Genomic DNA, 26,299 nt, shown 5'->3' with positions numbered 1-26,299 from the left:
GGCCCTCTACTCTAGCACGCAGTGGCATGAATTTTGACCTTCAGCGCGGCCCGGACATCGGCTTGCCCGAGAACGTCGTCGAGGGTTTTTTCGAGGCGCTCGAACATCAGATCGAACTCGCCTTCCGTGTACGAGAGCGCCGGCGCAAAGCCGAGAATATTGTCGCCGAACGCCCGGAAAATCAGGCGATTCTCATACGCGGCGGCGGCGATCCGTTCGGACAGTTTCAGCGCGGGATCGAAACCGGCCTTGCTGTCTTTGTCCGATACCAGTTCGAGTGCGCCGAGCAGGCCGCGATGGCGCGAGTCGCCTACCAGCGGATGCGCGAGCAGCGCGTCGAGGCCGCGGGCGAGCCGCGGGCCACGCGCCACGCCGTTCGCGAGCAGGCCGCCTTCCTGATACAGGCGCAGCACTTCGAGACCGATCGCCGCGCTGACCGGATGGGCCGAATAGGTATGGCCGTGGCCGACGATCGCTTCGGCGTCGCCATCGGCAATGCCTTGATAGATTTCGTCAGACATCAGCACGGCGCCCATCGGCGCATAGCCCGCGGTCAAACCCTTCGCCACCGTCATCAGATCCGGTTCGACGTTTTCACCCTGGCAGGCGAATAACGGACCCGTGCGGCCGAAACCGGTGATGACTTCATCCGCGACGAACAGGATGCCGAGCTTGCGGCAACTTTCGCGCATCGCTTTCAACCAGCCGACCGGCGGCACGATCACACCACCCGAGCCCTGAATCGGTTCGCAGAAGAAGGCCGCCACGTTGTCCGCGCCGAGGTCGGCCACCTTCGCTTCGAGCGCGGCCACTGAGGCGGCGATCAACGCGGCGTCGTCGGCGAAATCGCTTCGATACGCGTACGGCGACGGCAGATGATGCTGGTTCGGCAGCGGCAGATCGAAATGGCGGTGGAACGCGGGCAATGCGGTCAGCCCCGCGCCCACCGTCGACGAGCCGTGGTAGCCGCGTTGCAGCGCGATGATGTGCTTCTTCGACGGCCGGCCGGTTGCGTTGAAATAGTGTGTGATGAAACGGATGGCCGAATCGACGGCGTCGGAGCCACCTAGCGTGAAATACACGTGTTGCAGCGAAGCGGGCGACACCGCCACCAGCTTTTGCGCCAATTCGATCGCCGGGGCCGAGCCGAAATGAAAATAGCCGGTCGCGTAGGGCAGTTTCTTCATCTGTTCGGTGGCGGCGTCGACAATGCTTTGCTGGCCGTAGCCCACATTGACGCACCACAGGCCAGAGAAGGCGTCGAGCAGTTCGTTGCCGGCCGCGTCGCGCAGAAACGCGCCGCTGGCGGACTCGAGCACGGTGACGCCGCGGGCTTCGTGCGCGCGGTAATTGATGACGGGGTGAATCAGATGCTTGCGGTCGGCTTCAATGAGCGAATGAATCGGCATGATGGTTTCTCGTCGCGGGGAAGGGCTGTTGACGGCTCCATACTACTGACCCACGACGATCGCCTGCTCACCTAAACAATTGTCCGAAAAGCGCGCGCGACGCGTTTTGATGCGTGGTCATAGCATTTTCTGCTGCGGACGCTGAAAAGCCGCGCGCGGGGTTGGTGTTTATTCGGGCATTCATTGAGCGCCGCGCTCAATAACCCTGGGTCCGGTCAATCTGACCGAGCATCGGCAGGCCTTCGCGATGGCGGCGCAGATTGTCGAGCACCACGTCAACGGCGCTTTCGGGTCGCGTCGCGCTGGCGATATGAGGCGTGATACGCACACGTGGATGCGTCCACAACGGATGACCGGCGGGCAGCGGCTCGGGATCGGTGACGTCGAGAATGGCGTTGTGCAACTGGCCGCTGTCCAGCGCCGCCAACAGGTCCAACTGATTCAGATGCGCTCCGCGGCCCGTTTGAATCAGCGACGCGCCGCGCGGCAGCTTCGCGAACAACCCGGCATTGAGCAAACCGCGTGTGGCGGGCGTGAGCGGCAGCAGGCAGACCAGAATATCGGTGCGGGCGAGAAATTCGTTGAGCGCGCTTTCGCCCGCATAGCAATCGACGCCCTCGATCTCACGCGGCGACCGGCTCCAGCCCGCACAGGCGAAGCCGAATAAGCGCAGCTTTTCCAGCACGGCCATGCCTAATACGCCAAGCCCGAGCACGCCAATGCGCCTTGCGCTGGCCGGCTTGAGCGGCAGTTCGCGCCAAACCTGCTGCTGTTGCTGAAGACCGTAATCGAACAGATCGCGATGAATCGTCAGCACGGCTTGCGTGACGTACTCCAGCATCCCTTCCACGATGCCCGGTTCGATCATCCGCACCACCGGCACATGCGCCGGCACGCCCGACAGATCGAACTGGTCGATGCCCGCACCGACGGAGAACACGACTTCGAGGTTCGGAAAGAGGCGAGTGGGATCTTCAGGCGGTTGCCAGGCGGCGAGGTAGCGGATGGCGGCCGGGTCGCCCAACTCGGGCCAGATATGGAACGGCAAGTCAGGTGCTTTCTGCGCGAAGAGTGTGGCCCATTGCGCGCCGCGCGCCGGGTCGGCTTTATAAAGGAAGGCCATGGTGGGTCAGAGAATCGCCTGATTGATGATGCCGTATTGCAGATAGGGTGCGGTGTTGTCTGCGTTGTTGCCAGCGGCGTGGCTTGCGCTCGCAAGATCGGCCGGCGTGGCATGCCGAACCATTTTGACGACCGTATCCACCCGCGGCAGCCCCAACTGCTCCAGCCATTCGGTGAGCCCGCTCCCGCCCGGCGTATCGATGCGCACGAACACGCCTTCGTTCAGCGCCAGCCAGTGGCTGATCAATGCCTTGGCGCGGCTCGAATCCTCCGACGCGGGCGCGACCACCGGGCCGATCGCAAAGCCCCGGCCGAAGCGGCGAAACAGGGCGAAGCCGACCAGTTCGCCGTCGCGATCGAGGGCGATGCCGTCGGCGGCGCTCAACAGCGCGGGCAAGACTTCGCCACGGTCGAGGCCGCTTGCCTGCGAGGCCAGTTCGACCAGCCGGGCCGTATCGCTCGACCCGAGCGGGCGCAGCCGCTCGCCTGGCGGCAAGGAAACGAGCGGCGGCCGGAATGCGGCGCCCTGATGCTGGTCGAGCGTGCCGACCGCGCGAAAGCCGAGCTTTTCATACAGGGGCTGACCGGCTGCGGTGGCGTGCAAAAATGTGACCCGGTTGCCGAGTTCTTCCAGCACCAGCTCCATCAGCTTTCTGCCGATGCCGCGCCCTTGCCGCTCCGGGGACACGATCACCATGCCCAGCGAGGCGCGCTCGGCGCCGTATTTCCAGCACAACGCCGTGCCGATCACGCCGCTCGCGTCTTCCGCGACGAAACCCACGCCCAGAAGCGCCACGAATCTCCAGTCGTCCGCGCGGTGCGGCCATTTGAGTTCGACCGTCAGCGCGTGCGCGGCGGCGATGTCCTCATGGGTGAAGCGTCTAGTGGTGATCGAATCGGACACGCCGTACTCCCTGAATGGCTGAAGGCTTACGCCGTCACTGTGTCATCCGGTGCGCGGCGTGACTAGGACGATCTTTTTATCCGGAGCGCCCGAAGGGGTCGCATCGTAAATCGATGCAAAACACCCAGTTTGATCGCTCATTACAGGCGTGTTCTGCTGCGCGGGGATTTTTGTCGGCGACATATGCCATGCCCGCGGCTCTACGATTTTGTCATGGCGGCGACGTTGTACGACGCACCGCCCGGGACTCATAGCAAATCACCGAGCCAGTCACCCAGCTAGCCACACAGGACACTTCTCTCATGGACAGCTTCAACCCGGACGACGTCGCGTTTCGCAGCGGACATTTCATCGGCGGTGAGTATACGGAAGGGGAAGGGCGCGGCGGCGAGCACCGCCTCGAAGTGGCGCGCCCCTCGGACGGCGTGGTCTACGCCTCCCTGCCGCTCGCCGACGCCGAGACGGTGGATCGCGCGGTGGAGAACGCGTGGCAGGCGTTCAGAACGAGCGGCTGGGCGCGCATGGCGCCGCGTGAGCGCGCGAAGATTCTGCGCCGTTTTGCCGATCTGGTCGAAGCCGACGCACCGTATCTAGGCCGTCTGGAAGCGCTCGGCTCGACGCGCCCGATCGCTCAGGCAACCGGCTGGGACGTGCCGTTCACCGCCGAAGGCATTCGCTTCTACGCCGAGTTCGCCGACAAGCTGGGCGGCGACGTGGCCGCCACCGATCACGATCATCTGGGTATGACGATCGCCGAACCGTACGGCGTGATCGGCGCGATCGCGCCGTGGAATTTCCCGCTGGTGATGGCGTCGTGGAAGATCGCGCCCGCTCTCGCGGCGGGCAACGCGGTGGTGCTGAAGCCTTCGGAGATGACGCCGTTCTCGGTCTTGCGGCTCGCCGAACTGGCCGTGCAGGCGGGCGTGCCGGCCGGCATCTTCAACGTGGTGCAGGGCGACGGCCGTGTTACCGGCGACGCGCTGGTGCGCCATCCGAAGATCAGCAAGGTCACCTTCACCGGTTCCACGCGCACGGGCGCCGCGATCATGGCGGCCTGCGCCCAAAGCGGCACCAAGCCGGTCACGCTCGAACTGGGCGGCAAGAGCCCGCAAATTGTGTTCGCCGACGCCCCGCGTCTCGACGACGTGGCGCGCCGGATCGCTGGCTCCATTACCGGCAATGCCGGCCAGGTGTGCGTGGCGGGCTCGCGGCTGCTGGTCGAGCGGAGTCTGGCGGAGCCGCTTGCCGAGCGCATCGGCAAGATTTTCGCCGAGTTGAAGCCCGGCGCGACCTGGGCCGCCGGCACGACGTTGTCGCCGATCATTTCCGAGCCGCAGGCAGCGCGTATCGAAGGGATCGTCGGGCGCACGCTGGAGGCGGGCGCGACGCTGCGCTATGGCGGTGTGCGCGCCGATGGCGGGGCTGCTTGCGGGTCGAATGGCGCGTTCTATACACCGACGCTGCTCACAGATGTCACGTCCCATTCCGAAGCCGTGCGTGAAGAGGTGTTCGGTCCGGTGCTGACGTTGCAGACCTTCGACACTGAAGACGAAGCGCTCGCGCTGGCCCAGCATCCCGAGTACGGGCTGGCTGCCGGCGTGCACACAGGGGACCTTGGCCGGGCGCTGCGCTTTGTGCGCGGCCTTGAAGCGGGGACGGTGTGGGTTAACCGCTACGGCCGCACTTCCGACTTCATGATCCCTACAGGCGGTTACAAGCGCTCGGGCATTGGCAAGGACCTCGGCCGCCAGGCTTACGAGGCCAACCTGCGCTTCAAGAGCGTGCTGATCGACCTGCGGCCTTGAAGCGAAACCCGCAACACCCGCAACACCCGCAACACCCGCAACACCCGCGACACCCGGAACACGAATACTGACGGGCCTTCCAGCCCGCCCACCGCAGACTGTGCTGCGCAACCGCCTCAAAACGCATGGTTTGTGTCATCAGCAGCGCTCGAATCAGGAACATCTATGTTTTTGCGCTGATTAAATCTTTTACAGGGATGAGCTGTACCTGTTTTCGCCAATGAGCTCGCAGCGAGTTCACCACCACGATAGGACTGCACCATGATCGAATTCGAACCGAAATACATCACCTTCGACTGTTACGGCACGCTCACGAAGTTCCGCATGGCCGACATGACCCGCGAAATGTTCGGCAACGTGCTGCAAGGCGACGACCTGGAAAAGCTCGTTGCGTTCTACGCGGGCTATCGTCGCGACGAAGTACTCGGCGCATGGAAGCCGTACCGCGACGTGGTGGTCAACGCATTGCGCCGCGCGTGCAAGCGCATGGGTGTCGCGTTCGATGAACAGGAAGCAGAGAAGATCTACCTGGCCGTGCCGACCTGGGGCCCGCATCCGGATGTGCCGGAAGGTCTCTCGCGCCTCGCCAAAAAGTATAAGCTGGTGATTCTGTCGAACGCCTCGAACAACCAGATCCAGAGCAACGTCGACAAGCTCGGCGCGCCGTTCCATGCGGTCTTCACGGCCGAGCAGGCGCAGTCGTACAAGCCGCGTATGCAAGGCTTCGAATACATGTTCGACCAGCTCAACTGCAATCCGGAAGACGTGCTGCACGTGTCGTCGAGCCTGCGCTACGACCTGATGACCGCACACGATCTGGGCATCAAGCACAAGGCCTTCGTCAAGCGCGGTCACGAACCGTCGACGCCGTACTACCAGTACTACGAAGTCAACGACATTCCGCACCTGGCTGCGGAACTCGGCCTGTAAGCGCCGGTTGCGGCATTCACTGCCTCGCGCATTGCCCCTCTCAAGGACAGACCGGATGAAGCTCGATTCCTATTGGCTCGACACCGCACCGCCGCTCGTTTCGGCGTGTGAAGGTCCGGTGGAAGGTCAGACCGATGTCGTCGTGATCGGCGGCGGCTTCACCGGGCTGTCGGCGGGGCAGGCGTTGGGCAAACGCGGCGCCTCGGTGACGGTGCTCGACGCGGGGCGCATTGGCGGTGGCGCGTCCGGGCGCAATGGCGGGCAGGTCAATACCGGCGTCGCGCAAGACTTCGTCGCGCTGGTCGCGCAACTCGGTGTGGAGCGGGCCACTGCCTGCTACCGCGCGTTTTCGGATGCGGTCGATACGGTCGAGCGCCTGATTCGCGAGGAGAGCATCGACTGCAATTACATCGCGACCGGCAAGCTGAAGCTGGCGTCGAAACCGCATCACTTCGCGCATCTGGAGAAGACGGCGGAATTGATCCGGCGCGAAGTCGATACGGATATCGAACTAATTGGACGGGAGCGAATTCGCGGCGAGGTCCAGTCGGACAGTTTTTACGGCGGACTGCTGCAACGGCATGGCGGCCAGATGCATATGGGCAAGTTCACGGTCGGACTTGCAAGTGCCGCGGTTCGTCGCGGCGCGAAGCTCTATGAAAACGCGGCGGTCACCGCGATCGCGAAAGACGGCAGTGGCTTCAAGGTCACCACTGAGCGTGGCGAAGTGCGCGCGAAGCAGGTGTTGATCGCGACCGGCCCGTCGCGGAATGGCCCGTTCGGTTGGTATCGCCGGCGGCTCGCGCCGATCGGTTCGTTCATCGTGGTGACGGAACCGCTGTCGCCGGACCTGCTGGCGCAGGTGTTTCCGAACCAGCGCGCGTATACCACCACGCGTTTGATGCACAACTACTTCCGCGTGACGCCCGATTCGCGTTTGCTGTTCGGTGGGCGCGCGCGCTTTACGGCGTCCGAGCAGCCCTCGGACGCGAAGAGCGGAAGGATTCTGCAGCAGGGTCTCGCCGAGCTGTTCCCGATGTTGGCCAGCGCACGCATCGACTATTGCTGGGGCGGCCTCGTCGACATGACCGCCGACCGCCTGCCGCATGCCGGACAGCATGACGGCATCTATTTTTCGCTGGGATACAGCGGCCACGGCACGCAGATGTCGACGCACATGGGCCAGGTGATGGCCGACGTGATGGACGGTCACGAAGAGCGCAATCCGTGGCGCGAGTCCGAATGGCCCGCGATTCCGGGGCATACCGGCAAACCCTGGTTCCTGCCGCTGGTGGGGACGTACTACCGCATCAAAGACATTTTCTATTGATTCCTCACTGTTGTATTTGCCATTACAAACCACGCTGCTATCCCTGTCACCCTCGCGGAGAAGTTCGATGAATAAGGAAACCTCACAACATGACGCTCTTCAACTCGGCACCGAGTTGGAGCGATTGACGTCAAAAGGCACGTCGCGACGCGGCGTGCTGCGCGCGATGGCTGCGGCCGGGATGATGTCGGTGACGGGCGCGGGCCTTCAGACCGCGAGCGGCGCGGCATTTGCGCAAGCGAAGCCGAAGCAGGGCGGCAAGATCCGCGTGGCAACGCAGTCCGCTTCCGCCGCCGACACGCTCGATCCGGCCAAGGGCGCGCTCGGCACGGACTATGTGCGCGGCTTCATGTTCTACAACTGCCTGACCGAACTCGATTCGCATCTCGGCGCGAAGATGGCGCTCGCCACCTCGCTGGATACGAAGGATGCAACGGTGTGGGTCGTGAAACTGCGCAACGGTGTGCAGTTCCACGACGGCAAGGCGCTCGCCCCGGCGGACGTCGTGTACTCGATCATGCGCCACAAGGACCCGGCGACGGCATCGAAAGCGAAGACGCTGGCCGATCAGATCAAGGAAGTGAAGGCGACGGGCCCGAACGAAGTGACGATCACGCTGGAAGGGCCGAACGCCGACCTGCCGGTGATTCTCGCTACCTCGCATTTCCAGATCATTAAAGACGGCACCAAGGATTTCAAAACGGCGGTCGGCACCGGCCCGTTCAAGCTCAAGGAATTCTCGCCGGGCGTGCGCACGGTCGGCGTGAAGAACGAGAAGTACTGGAAGCCGGGCATGCCGTATCTCGACGAAGTCGAACTGATCGGTATTGGCGACGAATCGGCACGCGTGAATGCGCTGCTTTCGGGCGACGTGCAACTGATCAACTCGGTGAGCCCGCGTTCGACCGCCCAGATCAAGAGCGCCGGTGGTTTTGCGGTGCTGGAGACGAAGACGGGCGAATACACCGACCTGATCGTTCGCGACGAAGGCGGTATTACCGCCAACGACGATTTTCGGCGAGGCATGATGTACCTGCAGGATCGTGAGCAGATGCGCCGGGCGATCTTCCAGGGTTACGGCGCGATCGGCAACGACCAGCCTATCGATCCGACCAACAAGTACTACCTGGCCGGTTTGCCGCAGCGCACCTTCGATCCGGACAAGGCCAAGTTCCATTTCCAGAAGGCCAAAGTAGGCAGCGCGCCGATCCAGATTTTCGCGTCGCCGGCGGCGGAAGGGTCGGTTGAAATGGCGATGTTCCTGCAGCAGGTGGCGCCGCAAGCCGGTCTGAATCTGCAGGTGTCGCGCGTGCCGTCCGACGGCTACTGGTCGAACCACTGGATGAAGCATCCGCTGGGTTTCGGCAATATCAACGCGCGTCCGAGCGCCGACGTGATCTTCACGCAGTTCTTCAAGTCGGACGCACCGTGGAACGAAGCGAACTGGAAGAGCGCGAAGTTCGACCAGATGCTGGTCGCGGCACGCGGCGAACCGGACGATGCGAAGCGCAAGAAGATTTACGGCGACATGCAGGTGCTGGTGCATGAAACCGGCGGCGTCGGTATTCCGCTGTTCCAGAGCTCGCTCGATGCCTACACGGCGAAGCTCAAGGGTCTCGGCTCGATTCCGCTGGCCGGCCTGATGGGTTTCATGTTCGCGGAAAACGTCTGGCTGGAAGCGTGAGCAACTGACGCGCAGTAACGAAGGGTCGACAGCTTTACATGGGATCGGAGTTAGCGCTTTAGCGCTTACTTCGGTCGACACAGGAGACTTTCGATGAAAGCACACGCGCAACGACTCATCGCCGCGCGCCTTGGCCTCGCGCTGCTGACGCTGCTGCTGGTCTCGGCAGTCGTGTTCGCCATCACCGGGCTGCTGCCTGGCGATGCCGCCCAGCAGGCGCTCGGCCAGGCGGCGACCCCGGAAGCCGTCGCGGCATTGCGGCATCAGTTCGGTCTCGACCAGCCGGCGCTGCAACGCTACTTCGAGTGGCTCGTTCATATTGTCAGCGGCAACTTCGGCACCTCGCTGTCGAACAATCTGCCGGTCAGCGGATTGATCGCTACGCGTCTGCCGAATTCGCTGGTGCTGGCCGGTCTGACGGCACTGGTCTCGGTGCCGGTGGCCTTGCTGATCGGTATTTCCTCGGCAATGTTCCGCGGTTCACTGCTCGACCGCACGCTCAACGTGCTCACGCTCTCGACGGTGGCCGTGCCGGAGTTTCTGATCGCCACGATTGCCGTGCTGATCTTCGCCGTCAAGCTGCGCTGGCTGCCGGCGCTGTCGTATCTCTCGGAAGTGCATTCATTCGGCGCGCTGCTGCGCATCTACGCGATGCCGGTGATGACGCTGTGCTGCGTGATCGTCGCGCAGATGGCGCGCATGACGCGGGCCGCGGTGCTCGATCAGTTGAATTCCTCGTACGTCGAAATGGCGGTGCTCAAGGGCGCCTCGCCCGCACGCGTCGTTCTGTGGCACGTGTTGCCCAACACCATCGGGCCGATTGCCAATGCGGTGGCGTTGAGCCTGTCGTATCTGTTCGGCGGCGTGGTGATTGTCGAATCGATCTTCAACTATCCCGGCCTCGCGAGCCTGATGGTGGATGCCGTCACCAACCGCGACATGCCGCTCGTACAGGGCTGCGTAATGGTGTTCTGTGCGGCGTATCTTGCACTCGTGCTGATCGCCGACCTGTGTCAAATCGTATCCAACCCGAGGCTGCGTCGATGATGAGCCAACCTACCAATCCCCACGTGCCGCACGCGACGACCGAGCTGTACGACGTGAGTCCCGAGCAGCCCCTTCCGGAGCCCGTTTCGTACGAGGCGGCGGCGCTGAAAACGGGCGTGCTCAAGCGTCTTGTGCATCGTTTTTCGGTACTCGGTCTGATCGGCCTCTTGCTGGTGGCGTTCTGGCTGATCGTCGCGTTCATCGGGCCGCTCGTCGCACCGTATAAAGGCGGCACGCTGACGTCGACGGAGATTTTCGGCCGCTATAGCGCGGCGTATCCGCTCGGAACCGACTATCTCGGCCGCGATATGTTGAGCCGGATTCTTTACGGCGCACGCTATACGGTGGGTCTTGCGCTCGCGGCCGCGGTGCTGGCCAGCGTGATCGGCACGTTCTTCGGTTTGCTCGCCGCGGTGTCAGGGCGCTGGGTCGATGAAATCCTCAGCCGTCTGTTCGACGCGCTGATCTCGATCCCGAGCAAGGTGCTCGCGCTGGTGGTGATCGCCGCGTTCGGATCGTCGATCACGATGCTGACGACTGTCGCCGCTTTGGCCTATATCCCCGGCGCATTCCGCATTTCACGCTCGCTCGCGGTGAACCTGACGGGCCTCGAATATGTACAGGTCGCCAAAGCGCGCGGCGAGGGCATCTTGTATATCGCACGGGTCGAAGTGCTGCCGAACATGATTCATCCGATGCTCGCCGATTTCGGTTTGCGCTTCGTGTTCATCGTGCTGTTGCTGAGCGGCTTGAGTTTTCTCGGGCTCGGCGTGCAGCCGCCGAATGCGGATTGGGGATCGCTCGTGCGCGAGAACATCGGCGGTTTGTCCGAGGGGGCGCCCGCTGTTTTGATGCCGGCCGTTGCGATTGCGACGCTGACCATCGGTATGAATCTGTTGATCGACAACCTGCGGCGTCGCGGCCGCAGCCATGGAGGTGCGTGATGGCTGATCGCGCTGAGCGGGACATGATCGAAGTGAAGGGCCTGCGGATCGTCGCCGGGGCGGCGCCGGGGCCGGTGACGGAGATCGTCAAGGGTGTCGATTTTTCGGTGAAGAAGGGCGAGGTGCTGGCGCTGATCGGCGAGTCCGGGTCGGGCAAGACGACCATCGCGCTGTCTCTGCTGGGCTATGCACGCGCGGGTTGTTCGATCAGCAGCGGTTCGATTCGGATCGGCGAACTGGATGTGCTCTCGCTCGATGCCCAGGGCCGTCGCGCATTGCGGGCGCGGACCGTGGCGTATGTCGCGCAGAGTGCGTCGGCGGGCTTCAATCCGGCGCGCACGATCATGGATCAGGTGACCGAGCCTGCGTTGCTGCATCGTCTGATGACGAAAGATGCGGCACGTGTGAAAGCGATCGGCCTGTTCCGCGCGCTGGCGCTGCCCGAGCCGGAGACGATCGGCGATCGCTATCCGCATCAGGTGTCCGGTGGGCAGTTGCAGCGGTTGATGGCCGCGATGGCGTTGATCACCGATCCGGCGGTGGTGGTGTTCGACGAGCCGACCACCGCGCTCGATGTCACCACGCAGATCGAAGTGCTCGCGGCCTTCAAGAAAGTGGTCCGCGAACTCGGCACGACCGCCGTGTACGTGTCGCACGATCTGGCGGTGGTCGCGCAGATGGCGGACCGCATCGTCGTGCTGAATGGCGGCGCGGTGAAGGAGAACGGCGCGGTCGCGCAAGTGCTCGATGCGCCCGTGGATGCCTACACGCAGCAATTGCTCGCCGCCACGCGCCGTCCGGAAATGGATCTGGCGACGCCGCAGCAGCTCGGCAAGCACATTCCGCCGCTGCTCGAAATTCGTGGGCTGGCGGCGGGATACGGACGGATCGACCGCTTCGGCGCGCCCGCCGTGCGCGTGCTGGACGACGTCAGCCTGTCAATCCCACGCGGCAGCACGCTCGGCGTGATCGGCGAATCCGGCTCCGGCAAGACCACGCTTGCGCGGGTGGTGGCGGGCCTCGTCGACCGCGCGCGCGGTGAAGTGCTGTTCGACGGCAAGCCCTTGCCCGCGCAACTGTCGCGCCGTACGCCGGAGCAGTACCGGCAGATCCAGATCGTGTTCCAGAACGCCGATACCGCGCTCAACCCGAGCCATTCGATCGCCGATATTCTGGGCCGCCCGCTCGCGTTCTATCACCATCTGAGTGGGTCGGCGGCGAAAAAACGCATGTTGGAACTGCTCGATCTGGTGAAGCTGCCGGCATCGATCGCCACGCGCACGCCTGCCGGACTCTCCGGCGGCCAGAAGCAGCGCGTGAATCTGGCGCGCGCGCTCGCCGCCAATCCCGCGTTGATCCTGTGCGACGAAGTGACCTCCGCGCTCGATACGGTGGTCGGCGCGGCGATTCTCGATCTGCTGGCCGAATTGCGCCGCGAACTTGGGGTGTCGTACATGTTCATCAGTCACGACATCTCGACCGTGCGCGCGATCTGCGACGAAGTGATCGTGCTGTACGCGGGGCATCGCGTGGAAGCCGGGCAGTGCGACGTGCTCGCCGCGCCGCCGTATCACCCGTACACGGAATTGCTGGTCGACTCGGTGCCCGCTTTGAAACCCGGCTGGCTCGATGCACGCCGCGAGGTCGGTTGTGCCGCGTTGCCGCCGATGGGCGAGAGCGCCGATATCCCCGAGTTGTGTTCGTTCCGTGCGCGCTGTCCGGTGCGTATCGACGGCACGTGCAATATGACGCCGCCGTCGCTGAAGAAGCTGCCTTCGGGCGCGGAGATTCTTTGCCATCATCCGGCCACCGAATTGAATCGCTTGCAGACTGTGGAGACGACCACGGCATGAACGGACGATTTGTGCGCGTAGCGGAAACGGGCCGCAAGACCTTTCCGATTACCGTGGACGGCGTTGTGCGCGAGGCCGCCGAGGGCGACACGCTCATGGTCGCGTTGCTGACCGGCGTGAGTACCCTGCGCGATTCCGAATTCTGCGACGGCCGCCGCGCCGGTTTCTGTTTGATGGGCGCGTGCCAGGACTGCTGGGTCTGGACGGCGCAAGGCGAACGCATGCGGGCATGCAGTACGCCTGCGGCGCCTGGCATGTCGATCGTCACGAAGCTGGCGGAAGCCGGGGAGGGTGTATGGCCCCGCGCGTAGTGATCATCGGCACCGGCCCGGCGGGCGTGCGCGCTGCCAAGGCGCTGGTCGAAGCCGGGCTGAGGCCCACGGTTATCGACGAAGGGCGGCGTGACGGCGGCCAGATTTATCGGCGGCAACCGGAGGGTTTTTCGCGCAGCTACGAGACGCTGTACGGCACTGAGGCCGCGCGCGCCGCTTCGCTGCATCGGAGCTTCGACGCGCTGAAAGGCAAGATCGACTATCTGCCGGAGACGCTGGTCTGGAATATCTCGCCGAACGCCGTGCATCTGGCGAGCGGCACGCGCTACCAGACGCTGACGTTCGATTCGCTGATCGTCTGCAGCGGCGCGACAGACCGGCTGATGCCCGTCAAGGGCTGGCACCAGGCCGGCACCTATAGCCTCGGCGGCGCGCAGGTTGCGCTGAAATCGCAGGGCTGCGCGATCGGCTCGCGCATCGTGATGATGGGCAGCGGTCCGCTGCTGTATCTCGTGGCGGCGCAATACGTGAAGGCGGGCGCGCAGGTGGCTGCCGTGCTCGATACGTCGACGTTCATGCAGCGCGTGGCCGCATTGCCGCGTTTGCTGGCGATTCCCGCCGCGCTCAAAAAGGGGATTGCGTTGACGCGTGTGTTGGCAAAAGCGCGCGTGCCGGTTCATCGTGGCGTGCAGCCTCTGGAAATCAAAGGTTCGCCGCAAGAGGGCGTGAGCGGTGTCGTGGTTGCGTTGCCGGATGGCAAGCACCTGGAACTGACGTGTGATGCCGTCGCGCTCGGCTATCACCTGCGTCCCGAGACGCAGCTTGCGGACCTCGCGGGGTGCCGCTTCCTGTTCGACGACAACTCGCACCAATGGCTTCCTCAAATCGACGACGACGGCCGTAGCAGCGTCAAGGGCGTCTATCTGGCGGGCGATGGCGCAAGAGTGCGTGGCGCGGATGCAGCCGAACGTTCGGGCCGCCTCGCGGCACTGGCGGCGTTGAGCGATCACGGCATGCACGTTGAAGGCGTGGAGCATTTGCGCGCCGAACTCGCGCGGTTCACACGCTTTGCCGCGGGCTTGCGCGAAGCCTTTCCGTGGCCGGCGAAATTCGCTGCTGCGTTGCCGGATGAAACGATCGTCTGCCGCTGTGAGGCGATTACGGCCGGCGAGTTACGCCGTGTCGTGCACGCGACCGGCGCCCAGGAAGTCAATCGCGCGAAGGCCTTTTCGCGCGTCGGCATGGGACGCTGCCAAGGGCGTTACTGCGGCCACGCTGGCGCGGAAATCATCGCGGCAGCGGCTTCGGTGCCGTTGTCTTCGGTGGGACGGCTGCGCGGCCAGGCGCCAGTCAAACCGCTGCCTGTCGCGCTGACCGAGGAGGTGGCCGAATGAGCGCGACGACCACGAACGAAGCCGATGTCATCGTGATCGGCGGCGGCATCATGGGCACGACGACCACCTTTTTTTTGCGTCAGCGTAAGCGTTCGGTGATTCTGCTCGAACGTGGGCTCACGGGGCAACAGGCGAGCGGCGTGAACTTCGGCGGCGTTCGCCGGCAGGGTCGCGCATTGCCGCAACTGGCAATGGCCAACCGCGCGCTGCGCACATGGCAACGCTCGGCGGAACTGCTTGGCGAGGACGTCGAGTTTCTGGCCTCGGGTCACACGCGCGTGTGCTACCACCAGAAGGACGTGGACAATTTCGATCAATATGCGATCGACGCCCGCGCGTACGGACTCGACCTCACCGTGCTGCACGGTGAGGCCCTGTTCGAACGCTATCCGTTTCTCGGTCGCGAGGTGCTGGCGGCCTCGATTTCTCCACTCGACGGTCAAGCCAATCCGCGTCTCGCTGCGCCCGCATTTGGTCGCGCGGCTGCGCGGCTCGGCGCTCAGGTGATCGAGAACACCGAGATCGTGCGGGTCGAAAAAGACGGCGCGCGGTTTCGCGTGGAGAGCGCCAGCGGCGCGGTGTATTGGGCTGCGCAACTCGTGATCTGCGCTGGCGCCTGGGCGAGCCGCCTGACCGAACAGTTCGGCGAACCCGTTCCGCTGGTCGTGAGTGGGCCGCAGATGTCCGTGACCGAGCCGGTGCCGTATGTGTTCAAGTCGTCGATGGGCGTGTTCACGTCGATCAAGGAAGAGAGCATCTATTTCCGCCAGATTCCGCGCGGCAATATCATTGTCGGCGGCGGTCCCGGTGGGCCGGCGGATGCCGTGACGTGCCGCGCGTCGGTCCTGCCTCGCAACACCGTGCGGCAAGTCGCGCAGTTGCGGCGGCTCGTGCCCGCCATGGCGCCGCTGCACGTGATTCGCGTGTGGAGCGGCGTGGAAAGCTATCTGCCCGACAACGAACCGGTGATCGGTCCGAGCAGCAAGGTGGACGGTCTGTACTACGCGTTCGGTTTTTGCGGCTCCGGTTTCCAGATCGGTCCGGGCGTCGGCGAGACGCTGGCCGAACTCGTTGCCACGGGAAGCACGGAGATTCCCCTCAACGTATTTTCCGTCTCCCGGTTTGCGAAGCAAGCCGCGCCTCGCCCGACCATTGCGACGTCATGAAACAGTCCATCAGCCTCAATGCCGCCCGGGCGTTTATCGAAGCCCATTTCGACGAGCCGGTGACGCTCGCGCAACTCGCCGCGCTGTCCGCGCTCAGCGTGTCGCGCTTCGCGACGGTGTTTCGTCAGCAGTACGGTTCATCGCCTTATCGCTATCTGTGCGGGCTGCGGATTCAGCGGGCGCAGACCTTGTTGCTCGAAGGCGTGCCGGGATCGGTGGTGGCCACGGAGGTGGGCTTTTTCGATCAAAGCCACTTCGGCCGGCATTTCAAACGATGCTGCGGGATGACGCCCAGCATGTTCATCGCGCGCGCCGGAGCGAATGCGGCGAAGCATGCTGTGAAGAGTGCTGTGAAGCATGGCGGCGCGACTCAGGCTACTGCGCCGCGTTCAGCTTCCGCCATAACGTCGTCTTGCTGATGCCGAGCGCCTCGCAAACCGCATCGCGATCGCCGCCGCATGCGGCGAGCGCGGCGCGGATTTCGTCGGCTTCCACGTGACGGCTGCGCTCGCGTAGCGTTAGCGCTCCTTTCCTTGAGCGTGCTTGAGGCTGCTCGAAGATTTCAGGCGCGACGGTACGGAGTACCTCAAGAGTAAAGACGGTTTCTGTTGCGCCGTTTGAGCCTGTGTCGGTGTCTGCATCGGCAAGCTCAACCGCAATCCGCTCGATCACGTTCTGCAATTCACGCACGTTGCCCGGCCACGTGTAACGCTTCAACGGCTCACTGAGACCGCTAAGGATGCGTGCCGCGGCATCCGCATCGGGTAGCCGGGCCGCCAGTCTCGGCTCCCGCGACGCGGCCTGCAACAGCAGTTCGACCGCGAGCGGCAGCAGATCGGTGGGCCGTTCGCGCAGCGGCGGCAACGCGATGCTCAGAATGTTGAGCCGGTAGTACAGATCCGCGCGAAAACTGCCTGCCTCGATCCCTTCGGTCAACGCACGATGCGTGGCCGCAACGACCCGGATATCCACGCGCGTCGGCTCCGTCGAGCCGAGCCGCACGACTTCGCGCTCCTGCAGCACGCGCAACAGACGACTCTGCAACGACAGCGGCATCTCGGCGATTTCGTCGAGAAACAGGGTGCCGCGGTGCGCCACTTCGATCAGCCCCGCCTTGCCGCCTTTGCGCGCGCCGGTGAACGCGCCTTCCTCATAACCGAACAACTCGCTCTCAAGCAATGCCTCGGGAAACGCGCCGCAATTGATGGCGACGAAAGCGAAGTCGCGCCGCGCGCTCAACTGATGCATGCTCTGCGCGACCATCTCCTTGCCGGTGCCGCTTTCGCCGAGAATCAGCACGGTGGCGTCCGATCTGGCGTAGCGCTGCACGAGCGTGCGGACCCGTTCGATCGAAGCGGATACGCCGACGATATCGCCGAGCCGGTAACGCGCGCTGAACTGCTGCACGCGCTGCCGCGAGCGTAACGTGCGGTCGAGCCGTTCGACCGCACGCGATTCCTGAAACGTCAGCACGGTGCCTGGTGCGGAGCTGCTGCTCGCCAGCGGCCCGCGATGCACGACATAGCTCGCGCCCCGCACCGTGCAGAAGGCGTCGCCGTCCGAGTCCGGCAAGCTGCCTGCGAGATCGGGCGCGAGGTCGAGCAATGCGCGGCCCACTGCCCGCGCCGCGTCGATGCCCAGCACGTCGGCAAGCCGCTGATTCATCGCTTCGACGCGCCCTTGCGCGTCGAGCGCCACCACGCCGTCGCGCAGATGCTGCAGCAGATTGTCGAGCCGCTGACGGCGAACTGTCTCGCGGCGAGTGGCCTGCGCGACTTCGAGTGCGGTGTCGAACGCGGCGCGTACCGATGCGCGTGAGTACAGAAACACCGCGCCCATGCCGGCGTTCGCCGCGAGATCGGCGATGAGCCCCGGGCCGACCACGGCGCCGATGCCGCGATCGCGCAGATCGAGAACGACACTCTCCGCATCCTGCGCCGATTGATACGACGCAAATGTCACATCGATGTCGTACGCGGCGATGAAGCGCCGCACTTCGTCCGGCGTGTCGCCGTGCGTGACGAGTGCGACCTTCGCGCCGTCGCGCCGCGCTCGCGCGAGCGCGTGCATGACGTCGAAACCAGTCGGGCCGATCAGCACGACCGGTACGCTGACGCGTGTTTTCAGATACGCACCGTTTGAGCCGCCGGCAATCACGACATCCGGACGCCCGGCGCCGACCGTGTCGATCTCATGCACGGCGTCTTCGAAGCCATGCGAGACGATGCGCAGATCGGCGCGTTCGACGTACTCACCGGCAATGTCGAAGAACAGATCGCGCAGGCGGCTGATGCTGACGGCCCAGATGCGTGGGCGCTGCGCGGGGTCGAAGGGAGGCGTGCTCACGGCGGGCGGCTCGGTGTTTGGGGAAAAGGGGAGAAAGGGGGCGGGAAGGACGGGAAGTCCGTCTATTATGCACCCGTCGTTTTCGAATTTGAAACTCGTGATTTCACTTATGAAACCTTCTGGTGGTGTGGCCGGGGAGGGGTTTGTTTGTTAAATCAACTGCTTAGCGATGATGGCCTCACCTGGCCCATTCTTTGCTGTATTAGCCTCCGTTTTCACCGGTCATCGCATTGAAACCCTGTAAGACAAGCTCGGCGCGCTGATTGCCGCACGAACGCAACCCCCGCAGTTGGAGACGAAATTATGAGTGAAGCCGATAACAGCACGCCGAACGCAGGCGCCTTCAAACCGAAGAAATCCGTTGCGCTGTCCGGCGTGACGGCGGGCAACACTGCGCTCTGCACGGTCGGCAAGACCGGCAACGACCTGCACTACCGCGGCTACGACATTCTCGACATCGCCGGTGCATGCGAATTCGAAGAGATCGCGTATCTGCTGGTCCACGAAAAGCTGCCCACGCAAGCCGAACTGACGGCCTACAAGACGAAGCTCAAGGCGCTGCGCGGCCTGCCCGCGAACGTCAAGGCCGCGCTGGAGTGGATTCCGGCCGCTGCTCACCCGATGGATGTGATGCGCACCGGCGTGTCGGTGCTCGGCACCGTGCTGCCGGAGAAGGACGACCACAACCTGGCGGGCGCACGCGACATCGCCGACAAGCTGATGGCCTCGCTCGGCTCGATGCTGCTGTACTGGTACCACTATTCGCACAACGGCAAGCGCATCGAAGTCGAAACCGACGACGATTCGATCGGCGGCCACTTCCTGCATCTGCTGCACGGCGTCGCACCGTCGAAGGCGTGGGTCGACGCGATGCATGTGTCGCTGAACCTGTATGCCGAGCATGAATTCAATGCTTCGACGTTCACTGGCCGCGTGATCGCGGGCACGGGTTCGGACATCTACTCGGCGATCACCGGCGCGATCGGCGCGTTGCGCGGCCCGAAGCACGGCGGCGCGAACGAAGTCGCGTTCGAGATCCAGTCGCGCTATCAGACGCCGGATGAAGCCGAAGCCGACATCCGCCGTCGCGTTGAAAACAAGGAAGTGGTGATCGGTTTCGGTCACCCGGTGTACACGATTTCGGACCCGCGCAACAAGGTCATCAAGGACGTCGCGAAGCAGCTCTCGAAGGAAGCGGGCAATCTGAAGCTGTTCAACATCGCCGAGCGACTTGAAGCAGTGATGGCGGACGCGAAAAAGATGTTCCCGAACCTCGACTGGTTCAGCGCGGTGTCGTATCACATGATGGGCGTGCCGACGGCGATGTTCACGCCGCTGTTCGTGATCGCCCGCACGGCTGGCTGGAGCGCGCACATTATCGAGCAGCGGATCGACAACAAGATCATTCGTCCGAGCGCGAATTACACCGGTCCCGACGACCTGCCGTTCGTGCCGCTCGCCAAGCGCGTTTAAGCGTGTGAGCCGTCTGAGCCGTGTAAACGCAAAGCCGCAAGCGTTTCTCCTCCATTGCGTCTCGTGAGAGCGGCGTGATGAAGTTAGGCCTTGGCTCGCTGGAACCCCGAGCCAAGGCTGTTTTTTTGCGGCGCATCAACGAAATACACGGCAAGCCGTCGTGCCACCGCGAGCTAAACTACACAGACTGTCCGATTGTGCGATTGTCCGATGGACACGCGAGGGTTGCGCCGCTTGAAAGAGGGGCAGCGGATTGTGAAGCACGGCTGCCGCCATTGTCCCCGGATCATTATTGTTTTGTCCCCTACGCTATGAATACTGCCAACCGCAAACGCCTCGCCGGCACCCAGCTGGATTTCTTCGACACGCGTGCCGCGGTCGATGCGATCCAGCCCGGCGCTTATGACACGCTGCCGTACACCTCGCGCGTGCTGGCCGAAAATCTAGTGCGCCGCTGCGATCCGGTGACGCTGACCGCGTCGCTCAAGCAGATCATCGAACGCAAGCGCGAGCTGGATTTTCCGTGGTTTCCGGCGCGCGTGGTGTGCCATGACATTCTTGGCCAGACCGCTTTGGTCGACCTCGCCGGCCTGCGCGACGCAATCGCGGCGCAAGGCGGCGATCCCGCGATGGTGAACCCGGTCGTGCCGACGCAGTTGGTGGTGGATCACTCGCTCGCCGTCGAGTGTGGCGGTTTCGATCCGGATGCGTTCGCGAAGAACCGCGCGATTGAAGATCGCCGCAATGAGGACCGTTTCGACTTCATCAACTGGACCAAGCGCGCGTTCAAGAACGTCGACGTGATTCCGCCGGGCAACGGCATCCTGCATCAGATCAACCTCGAGCGCATGAGTCCGGTGGTGCAGGTCAAAGACGGCGTGGCGTTCCCCGATACGCTGGTTGGCACCGACTCGCATACGCCGATGGTGGATGCGCTTGGTGTGATCGCGATTGGCGTGGGCGGACTCGAAGCCGAGAGCGTGATGCTGGGCCGTGCCTCGTATATGCGGCTGCCGGATATCGTCGGTGTCGAGCTCACGGGCAAACCGGCTGAGGGCATTACCGCGACCGACGTCGTGCTCTCGCTCACCGAATTCCTGCGCAAAGAGAAAGTGGTCGGCGCATACCTCGAGTTCTACGGCGAAGGTACGGCCAACCTGACGCTCGGCGATCGCGCGACCATCGCCAACATGGCGCCCGAATTCGGTGCGACAGCGGCGATGTTCTACATCGACGAGCAGACCATCAAGTACCTCAAGCTCACCGGCCGCGACGATGAACTCGTCAAGCTGGTCGAGACCTATGCGAAAGAAACCGGCCTGTGGGGCGACACGCTGAAGCACGCCGAGTACGAGCGCGTGCTGAAGTTCGATCTGTCTACCGTGGTGCGTACGCTGGCGGGTCCGTCGAACCCGCATCGTCGTTTGCCGGTTTCCGAACTGGCCGCGCGCGGTATCAGCGGCAAGGTGGAGAACGAGCCGGGTCTGATGCCGGACGGCGCGGTGATCATTGCGGCGATCACGAGCTGCACGAACACCAACAACCCGCGCAACATGATCGCCGCCGGTTTGCTGGCGCGTAACGCGAATCGGCACGGGTTGATCCGCAAGCCGTGGGCGAAGACGTCGCTCGCACCGGGCTCGAAGGCGGTCACGCTGTATCTGGAAGCCGCGGGCTTGTTGCCGGAACTGGAGCAACTGGGCTTCGGCGTGGTCGCGTATGCGTGCACGTCGTGCAACGGTATGTCGGGTGCGCTGGATCCGGTGATCCAGAAGGAGATCGTCGATCGCGATCTGTATGCGACGGCTGTGCTGTCCGGTAACCGTAACTTCGACGGCCGCATTCATCCGTATGCGAAGCAGGCCTTCCTCGCGTCGCCGCCGCTGGTGGTGGCCTATGCGATTGCCGGCACGATCCGCTTCGATATTGAGAAGGATGTGCTGGGCATCGACGCTGACGGCAATGACATCAAGCTGAAGGACATCTGGCCGTCGGATGAAGAGATCGACGCGATCGTTGCTTCGAGCGTGAAGCCGGAGCAGTTCCGCAAGGTGTACGAACCGATGTTCGCCGTGTCTGTGGATACCGGTGAGAAGGCTGATCCGCTGTATGACTGGCGTCCGATGAGCACGTACATTCGCCGTCCGCCGTATTGGGAAGGCGCGCTTGCCGGTGAGCGCACGCTTAAGGGCATGCGTCCGCTGGCCGTGCTGGGCGATAACATCACCACCGACCACCTGTCGCCTTCGAATGCGATTCTGGCGGACAGCGCCTCGGGTGAGTACCTTTCCAAAATGGGCTTGCCGGAAGAGGACTTCAATTCGTACGCAACCCACCGTGGCGATCACCTGACCGCGCAGCGCGCCACTTTCGCGAACCCGACGCTGAAGAACGAGATGGTGCTGGAAGATGGCAAGGTGAAGGCGGGTTCGTTGGCGCGCATCGAGCCCGAGGGCAAGGTGACGCGCATGTGGGAAGCGATCGAAACCTACATGGAGCGCAAACAGCCGCTGATCGTGATTGCCGGGGCCGACTACGGTCAGGGTTCGTCGCGCGACTGGGCGGCGAAGGGCGTGCGTCTTGCTGGCGCGGAAGCGATCGTAGCTGAGGGCTTCGAGCGGATTCACCGCACGAATCTGGTGGGCATGGGCGTGTTGCCGCTGGAATTCAAACCGGGTGTGAATCGTCTGACGCTCGCTATCGATGGCACCGAAACCTTCGACGTGATCGGCGAGCGCAAACCGCGCGCTGACCTCACGCTTGTGATTCATCGCAAGAGCGGTGAGCGTGTAGAGGTGCCGGTGACGTGCCGCCTCGACACCGCGGAAGAGGTGTCGATCTACGAAGCCGGCGGCGTGTTGCAACGATTCGCGCAGGACTTTCTCGAATCGACGAAGGCTGCGGCTTAAGGCCTTTATTTAAGCCCTTTGAGCCCTCATCAGGACACTATTTTCATGGCCCACAAACCTCAGATCAAGATTCCGGCGACGTACATGCGCGGCGGTACCAGCAAAGGCGTGTTCTTCCGGCTGCAGGATTTGCCGGAAGCGGCCCAGGTGCCGGGCGCCGCGCGCGATGCATTGCTGATGCGTGTAATCGGCAGCCCGGACCCGTATGGCAAGCAGATTGACGGCATGGGCGGCGCGACTTCCAGCACGAGCAAGACGGTCATCATCGCGAAGAGCAGCAAGCCGGATCACGATGTGGATTATCTGTTCGGGCAGGTTTCCATCGACAAGGCTTTTGTCGATTGGAGCGGCAATTGCGGGAATCTTTCTGCGGCGGTGGGGCCGTTTGCAATAAGCGCGGGTCTCGTCGATGCAAGCCGGATTCCGCATAACGGTGTGGCGGTTGTGCGCATCTGGCAGGCGAATATCGGCAAGACGATCATCGGACACGTGCCTGTTACCGATGGCGCCGTGCAGGAAACGGGTGACTTCGAACTTGATGGCGTGACGTTTCCGGCCGCCGAGGTTCAGCTTGAGTTTATGGACCCGGCTGCCGAAGAAGAGGGTGCCGGCGGCGCGATGTTCCCGACCGGGAATCTGGTCGATGACCTCGAGGTGCCGGGCGTCGGCACGCTCAAGGCGACGATGATCAACGCCGGTATCCCGACCATTTTCGTGGACGCGGAAGCGATTGGTTATAAGGGAACCGAACTACAGGACGCCATCAACAGCGACGATAAAGCGCTGGCGATGTTCGAAACTATTCGCGCGCACGGCGCGGTGCGTATGGGCCTGATAAAAAATATCGATGAGATCGCAACGCGGCAGCATACGCCGAAGATTGCTTTTGTCGCGAGACCTGCCGACTACGTTGCTTCCAGCGGCAAGCGTGTCGCTGCGAGTGACGTCGATCTGCTGGTGCGGGCGATGTCGATGGGTAAGCTGCATCACGCAATGATGGGCACGGCGGCTGTTGCGGTCGGTACGGCGGCGGCGATTTCCGGGACGCTGGTGAATCTTGCCGCCGGCGGCGGCGCGCGGGATGCGGTGCGGTTTGGGCATCCGTCGGGGACGTTGCGGGTGGGCGCCGAGGCGCGCGAAGAAGGCGGGGCGTGGACGGTCACCAAGGCGATCATGAGCCGAAGCGCGCGGGTGTTGATGGAGGGATGGGTGAGGGTGCCGGGGGAGTGAGTTAGCGGTTGCGGGCGCGGCATTGCCGCAAGTAGGTATCTGTACCTCTGATAGACCTGGCCGGACGGTCCGGACCAGGTTTGTCAAACCAGCACGTCACCGCCGTCCACCACGACGGTCTGTCCCGTGGCGTAGCGATCTTTCATTAGTTATCCAGATTTGATGCGATTGAGCACCGGAAACGGGCCACTCGAAATCTCCACATACGTGCAAGACTTCATTGCATCTGCGGCCCTGACATCCTAATGTCTATGGGCGCCGTGATTCAACGCTGTACAAGGCTCATCGCCATGCACGGTGCATAGGAAGCGAACAACACACAAGGAGACATCGATGAGAGATATCCGGATCGCAACCTGGAGTCAAGCCGTGTTGGTCAGCGCCGCGATCATGAGCGCGATCGTGAGCACCATACTCGTCCCTGTTGCCCGGGCCGACGATCACGACGGCGGCCGCCGGGGCCCGAATGGCCTGCCGTGGTTCGTCGTGGCGGACAGCCTCAGGACGACCAGCTATGACGGCGTCAGCGACGATCTGCTGACTGCCGGCCTCGGCAAAACCGGGCTCGCAGGCGCAACGCCCGCTATTGCGAACCCGGCGAGCCCGACGGCAGCCGAGTTGCGGCGGCTCGCGATCTGGGCAAATTATCGTGCGCTCGTCGACATGACGGCGAACGGCGGCTACGGTCGCTTCTGGGGGCCGAATGTCGATCTGTCCGGCAACGACACCCTTGGCGAAGGAAAAATTCCCGGCACCGAATACCTCGCGTATGCCGACGACGGCAGAGGCCGGCAGAACGTCAGCCTCCTCGTTCAGGTGCCGGTGGGCTTCGATCCGGCAAACCCGTGCATCGTCACGGCCACGTCATCAGGCTCGCGCGGGGTCTACGGCGCAATTTCGGCGGCTGGCGAGTGGGGGCTCAAGCGCGGTTGCGCGGTCGCCTATACCGACAAGGGCACCGGCAACGGGGCGCACGAGCTGATGACCGCTCTTGTCACGCTGATCGACGGCCGCCTCGCCGACGCCGCGACGACCGGGCGCAACAGCCTCTTTACCGCCAATGTGCCTGCGGGCACGCTGTCCGCCTACAACCAGGCGTTCCCCAACCGCTATGCGTTCAAACACGCGCATTCCCAGCAGAACCCAGAAGAAGACTGGGGCAGGGACACGCTCGAGGCGGTGCAGTTCGCCTATTGGGCCTTGAACCGGCAGTTTGCACTGCCCGGCGGCTCACCCGAACACGGCGAGCGCTTCAGCCCGGGTAGCATCACGACGATTGCGGCGTCGGTGAGCAACGGTGGTGGCGCGTCGCTCGCGGCCGCCGAGCAGGATTCGAGGGGATGGATCACGGCGGTGGTGGTCGGCGAACCCCAGGTCAACGTCCGTATGCCCGGCAATGCGCAAGTGAACGAAGGCGGCCAGCGCATCGCGGCGGCCGGCAAGCCGCTGGCGGATTACACGACGCTTGCCAACCTGCTCCAGCCGTGCGCCGCACTCGCGGAGGCGGCGGCCGGCGCGCCGTATCTGACGGCGCTGCCCGTCGCGACGACGACGGCGATCCGCCAGGCCCGCTGCACGTCGCTCGCCGCGGCCGGCTACGTGCACGGCAGCGACACGCAAACGCAGGCGAACGACGCGCTCGCGCAACTGCACGAGGCTGGCTATGAAGCCGATTCCGACCTCTTGCAGGCACCGATGTGGGACTCGCAGGCCGTGCCGGCCGTCGCGGTGACGTACGCCAACGCGTACACGAAGTCGAGCGTGATCGACAACCTGTGCGGCTTCAGTTTCGGCACGACAAACCCGGCAACGGGCGCGGCCGGTTTCACACCAGCCGTCTCGCCGATGGGGACGGTGTTCGGGCTGGGCAACGGGGTGCCGCCGACCAACGGCATCAGTCTCGTCTATAACGTCGCGCCGCAAGGGGGCGCCGATCATCGGCTCGCGACACCGGACGCAAGCTTCGCGGGTGCGGTATGCATGCGCGCGTTGTGGACGAACAGAGACCCGCGCATGCGGGCGAGTGTCGAGGCAATCCGCGTGAATGCGAACCTGCATGGAAAGCCCGCGATTATTGTTCAGGGCCGTAGCGACGCGCTCGTGCCGATCAATCATGCTTCACGCGCTTATCTTGCCGCGAACAGCGTGAGGGAAGGCTCGCGCAGCCAGTTGTCGTTCTACGAGGTGACGAACGGACAGCATTTCGACGCGTTCCTCGGTGTGCCGGGCTTCGACACACGCTTCGTGCCGGTCCACTACTACAACATTCAGGCGCTCAACCTGATGTGGAGTCACCTGAAGAACGGCACGCCGCTGCCGCCGTCGCAAGTGATCCGCACGGTGCCGCGCGGCGGCAGCCCGGGCGCTGCGCCGGCGTTGAGCGTGGCGGACCTGCCGGCCATCGTGGCGAATCCTGGTAGCAATGCGATCGGGGTGAGTCACGGGGTGGTGAACGTGCCGCACTGAAGGTGCGCGCCACTC

19 protein-coding genes are annotated in these 26,299 nt (G+C 63.8%); 15 read left to right on the top strand and 4 right to left on the bottom strand.

Annotated elements, in window-relative coordinates; translation table 11 throughout:
- Window positions 1-11: 11 nt before the first annotated feature.
- The 3 genes from B0G76_RS31670 to B0G76_RS31660 form a co-directional block, all read right to left on the bottom strand.
- Entirely contained in the window at window positions 12-1,409 is a 1,398-nt protein-coding gene (locus B0G76_RS31670) for an aspartate aminotransferase family protein (protein WP_120295969.1), read from the bottom strand.
- A 196-nt stretch (window positions 1,410-1,605) separates the two neighbouring features.
- Complete coding sequence (locus tag B0G76_RS31665) at window positions 1,606-2,532, bottom strand: glyoxylate/hydroxypyruvate reductase A (RefSeq protein ID WP_120295968.1); 927 nt, start codon at window positions 2,530-2,532, stop codon at window positions 1,606-1,608.
- Between the two features lie 6 nt (window positions 2,533-2,538).
- Window positions 2,539-3,435, bottom strand: a complete 897-nt coding sequence (locus B0G76_RS31660; RefSeq protein ID WP_120295967.1) for a GNAT family N-acetyltransferase — start codon at window positions 3,433-3,435, stop codon at window positions 2,539-2,541.
- A gap of 302 nt (window positions 3,436-3,737) precedes the next feature.
- Between B0G76_RS31660 and B0G76_RS31655 the strand changes: the two genes are divergently transcribed.
- From B0G76_RS31655 to B0G76_RS31605, 11 genes are all read left to right on the top strand, one after another.
- Complete coding sequence (locus B0G76_RS31655) at window positions 3,738-5,240, top strand: aldehyde dehydrogenase (RefSeq protein WP_120295966.1); 1,503 nt, start codon at window positions 3,738-3,740, stop codon at window positions 5,238-5,240.
- Window positions 5,241-5,501: 261 nt separating this feature from the next.
- On the top strand, window positions 5,502-6,170 hold the full coding sequence (locus B0G76_RS31650) for a haloacid dehalogenase type II (RefSeq protein ID WP_120295965.1): 669 nt from the start codon (window positions 5,502-5,504) through the stop codon (window positions 6,168-6,170).
- Window positions 6,171-6,225: 55 nt separating this feature from the next.
- Window positions 6,226-7,500, top strand: a complete 1,275-nt coding sequence (locus B0G76_RS31645) for an FAD-binding oxidoreductase (protein ID WP_120295964.1) — start codon at window positions 6,226-6,228, stop codon at window positions 7,498-7,500.
- Between the two features lie 67 nt (window positions 7,501-7,567).
- Window positions 7,568-9,184: an ABC transporter substrate-binding protein gene (locus B0G76_RS31640; RefSeq protein ID WP_120295963.1), complete on the top strand. Its 1,617-nt coding sequence runs from the start codon at window positions 7,568-7,570 to the stop codon at window positions 9,182-9,184.
- Between the two features lie 93 nt (window positions 9,185-9,277).
- On the top strand, window positions 9,278-10,231 hold the full coding sequence (locus B0G76_RS31635) for an ABC transporter permease (RefSeq protein ID WP_120295962.1): 954 nt from the start codon (window positions 9,278-9,280) through the stop codon (window positions 10,229-10,231).
- Window positions 10,228-11,175 carry an ABC transporter permease gene (locus B0G76_RS31630; RefSeq protein WP_120295961.1) on the top strand — a complete coding sequence of 316 codons (948 nt, stop codon included), beginning with the start codon at window positions 10,228-10,230 and terminating at the stop codon, window positions 11,173-11,175. The genes B0G76_RS31635 and B0G76_RS31630 overlap by 4 nt, the downstream gene beginning before the upstream one ends.
- The gene (locus tag B0G76_RS31625) at window positions 11,175-13,028 is read left to right on the top strand and encodes an ABC transporter ATP-binding protein (protein WP_120295960.1); all 1,854 of its coding nucleotides are present in this window, start codon (window positions 11,175-11,177) and stop codon (window positions 13,026-13,028) included. Before B0G76_RS31630 ends, B0G76_RS31625 begins: the two co-directional genes overlap by 1 nt.
- A complete protein-coding gene (locus tag B0G76_RS31620; protein WP_120295959.1) occupies window positions 13,025-13,339 on the top strand; it encodes a (2Fe-2S)-binding protein in 315 nt (104 codons plus the stop codon). Before B0G76_RS31625 ends, B0G76_RS31620 begins: the two co-directional genes overlap by 4 nt.
- Complete coding sequence (locus B0G76_RS31615; protein ID WP_120295958.1) at window positions 13,324-14,694, top strand: NAD(P)/FAD-dependent oxidoreductase; 1,371 nt, start codon at window positions 13,324-13,326, stop codon at window positions 14,692-14,694. The genes B0G76_RS31620 and B0G76_RS31615 overlap by 16 nt, the downstream gene beginning before the upstream one ends.
- Window positions 14,691-15,860, top strand: a complete 1,170-nt coding sequence (locus B0G76_RS31610; RefSeq protein WP_120295957.1) for an FAD-binding oxidoreductase — start codon at window positions 14,691-14,693, stop codon at window positions 15,858-15,860. The genes B0G76_RS31615 and B0G76_RS31610 overlap by 4 nt, the downstream gene beginning before the upstream one ends.
- Window positions 15,857-16,279 (top strand): AraC family transcriptional regulator, encoded by a 423-nt coding sequence (locus tag B0G76_RS31605; protein WP_120295956.1) that lies wholly within the window; start codon window positions 15,857-15,859, stop codon window positions 16,277-16,279. Before B0G76_RS31610 ends, B0G76_RS31605 begins: the two co-directional genes overlap by 4 nt.
- Here B0G76_RS31605 and prpR read toward each other — a convergent pair.
- A complete protein-coding gene (gene prpR / locus B0G76_RS31600; RefSeq protein ID WP_120295955.1) occupies window positions 16,236-18,206 on the bottom strand; it encodes a propionate catabolism operon regulatory protein PrpR in 1,971 nt (656 codons plus the stop codon). The two genes, B0G76_RS31605 and prpR, sit on opposite strands and share 44 nt — an antisense overlap.
- A gap of 303 nt (window positions 18,207-18,509) precedes the next feature.
- On the opposite strand from prpR, the gene prpC reads away from it, so the two are divergent.
- The 4 genes from prpC to B0G76_RS31580 all read left to right on the top strand — a co-directional run bounded on the left by prpC (window position 18,510) and on the right by B0G76_RS31580 (window position 26,284).
- A complete protein-coding gene (gene prpC / locus B0G76_RS31595) occupies window positions 18,510-19,679 on the top strand; it encodes a 2-methylcitrate synthase (RefSeq protein WP_120295954.1) in 1,170 nt (389 codons plus the stop codon).
- Window positions 19,680-19,990: 311 nt separating this feature from the next.
- Window positions 19,991-22,588, top strand: coding sequence for a Fe/S-dependent 2-methylisocitrate dehydratase AcnD (acnD, locus tag B0G76_RS31590; RefSeq protein WP_120295953.1), 2,598 nt, complete (start codon window positions 19,991-19,993; stop codon window positions 22,586-22,588).
- Window positions 22,589-22,633: 45 nt separating this feature from the next.
- Window positions 22,634-23,818, top strand: coding sequence for a 2-methylaconitate cis-trans isomerase PrpF (gene prpF / locus B0G76_RS31585; protein WP_120295952.1), 1,185 nt, complete (start codon window positions 22,634-22,636; stop codon window positions 23,816-23,818).
- A gap of 333 nt (window positions 23,819-24,151) precedes the next feature.
- Window positions 24,152-26,284 (top strand): D-(-)-3-hydroxybutyrate oligomer hydrolase, encoded by a 2,133-nt coding sequence (locus tag B0G76_RS31580; RefSeq protein ID WP_120295951.1) that lies wholly within the window; start codon window positions 24,152-24,154, stop codon window positions 26,282-26,284.
- The last annotated feature ends 15 nt before the right edge of the window (window positions 26,285-26,299 follow it).

Origin of the sequence: Paraburkholderia sp. BL23I1N1 (genome assembly GCF_003610295.1) — a bacterium.
In the GTDB taxonomy this organism is placed as follows: Bacteria; Pseudomonadota; Gammaproteobacteria; order Burkholderiales; family Burkholderiaceae; genus Paraburkholderia.
The sequence above is the reverse complement of the archived record's forward strand: the minus strand, read 5'-3'. Positions and strand labels throughout refer to the sequence as shown.

Excerpts from the sequence above, each read along its gene's own strand:
- B0G76_RS31670 (WP_120295969.1), bottom strand. The coding sequence starts at position 1,409 with ATGCCGATTCATTCGCTCATTGAAGCCGACCGCAAGCATCTGATTCAC.
- B0G76_RS31650 (WP_120295965.1), top strand. The coding sequence starts at position 5,502 with ATGATCGAATTCGAACCGAAATACATCACCTTCGACTGTTACGGCACG.
- B0G76_RS31625 (WP_120295960.1), top strand. The coding sequence starts at position 11,175 with ATGGCTGATCGCGCTGAGCGGGACATGATCGAAGTGAAGGGCCTGCGG.
- B0G76_RS31645 (WP_120295964.1), top strand. The coding sequence starts at position 6,226 with ATGAAGCTCGATTCCTATTGGCTCGACACCGCACCGCCGCTCGTTTCG.
- B0G76_RS31620 (WP_120295959.1), top strand. The coding sequence starts at position 13,025 with ATGAACGGACGATTTGTGCGCGTAGCGGAAACGGGCCGCAAGACCTTT.
- B0G76_RS31665 (WP_120295968.1), bottom strand. The coding sequence starts at position 2,532 with ATGGCCTTCCTTTATAAAGCCGACCCGGCGCGCGGCGCGCAATGGGCC.
- B0G76_RS31605 (WP_120295956.1), top strand. The coding sequence starts at position 15,857 with ATGAAACAGTCCATCAGCCTCAATGCCGCCCGGGCGTTTATCGAAGCC.
- B0G76_RS31580 (WP_120295951.1), top strand. The coding sequence starts at position 24,152 with ATGAGAGATATCCGGATCGCAACCTGGAGTCAAGCCGTGTTGGTCAGC.
- B0G76_RS31635 (WP_120295962.1), top strand. The coding sequence starts at position 9,278 with ATGAAAGCACACGCGCAACGACTCATCGCCGCGCGCCTTGGCCTCGCG.
- B0G76_RS31640 (WP_120295963.1), top strand. The coding sequence starts at position 7,568 with ATGAATAAGGAAACCTCACAACATGACGCTCTTCAACTCGGCACCGAG.
- acnD (WP_120295953.1), top strand. The coding sequence starts at position 19,991 with ATGAATACTGCCAACCGCAAACGCCTCGCCGGCACCCAGCTGGATTTC.
- B0G76_RS31630 (WP_120295961.1), top strand. The coding sequence starts at position 10,228 with ATGATGAGCCAACCTACCAATCCCCACGTGCCGCACGCGACGACCGAG.
- prpF (WP_120295952.1), top strand. The coding sequence starts at position 22,634 with ATGGCCCACAAACCTCAGATCAAGATTCCGGCGACGTACATGCGCGGC.
- B0G76_RS31615 (WP_120295958.1), top strand. The coding sequence starts at position 13,324 with ATGGCCCCGCGCGTAGTGATCATCGGCACCGGCCCGGCGGGCGTGCGC.
- prpC (WP_120295954.1), top strand. The coding sequence starts at position 18,510 with ATGAGTGAAGCCGATAACAGCACGCCGAACGCAGGCGCCTTCAAACCG.
- B0G76_RS31655 (WP_120295966.1), top strand. The coding sequence starts at position 3,738 with ATGGACAGCTTCAACCCGGACGACGTCGCGTTTCGCAGCGGACATTTC.
- B0G76_RS31610 (WP_120295957.1), top strand. The coding sequence starts at position 14,691 with ATGAGCGCGACGACCACGAACGAAGCCGATGTCATCGTGATCGGCGGC.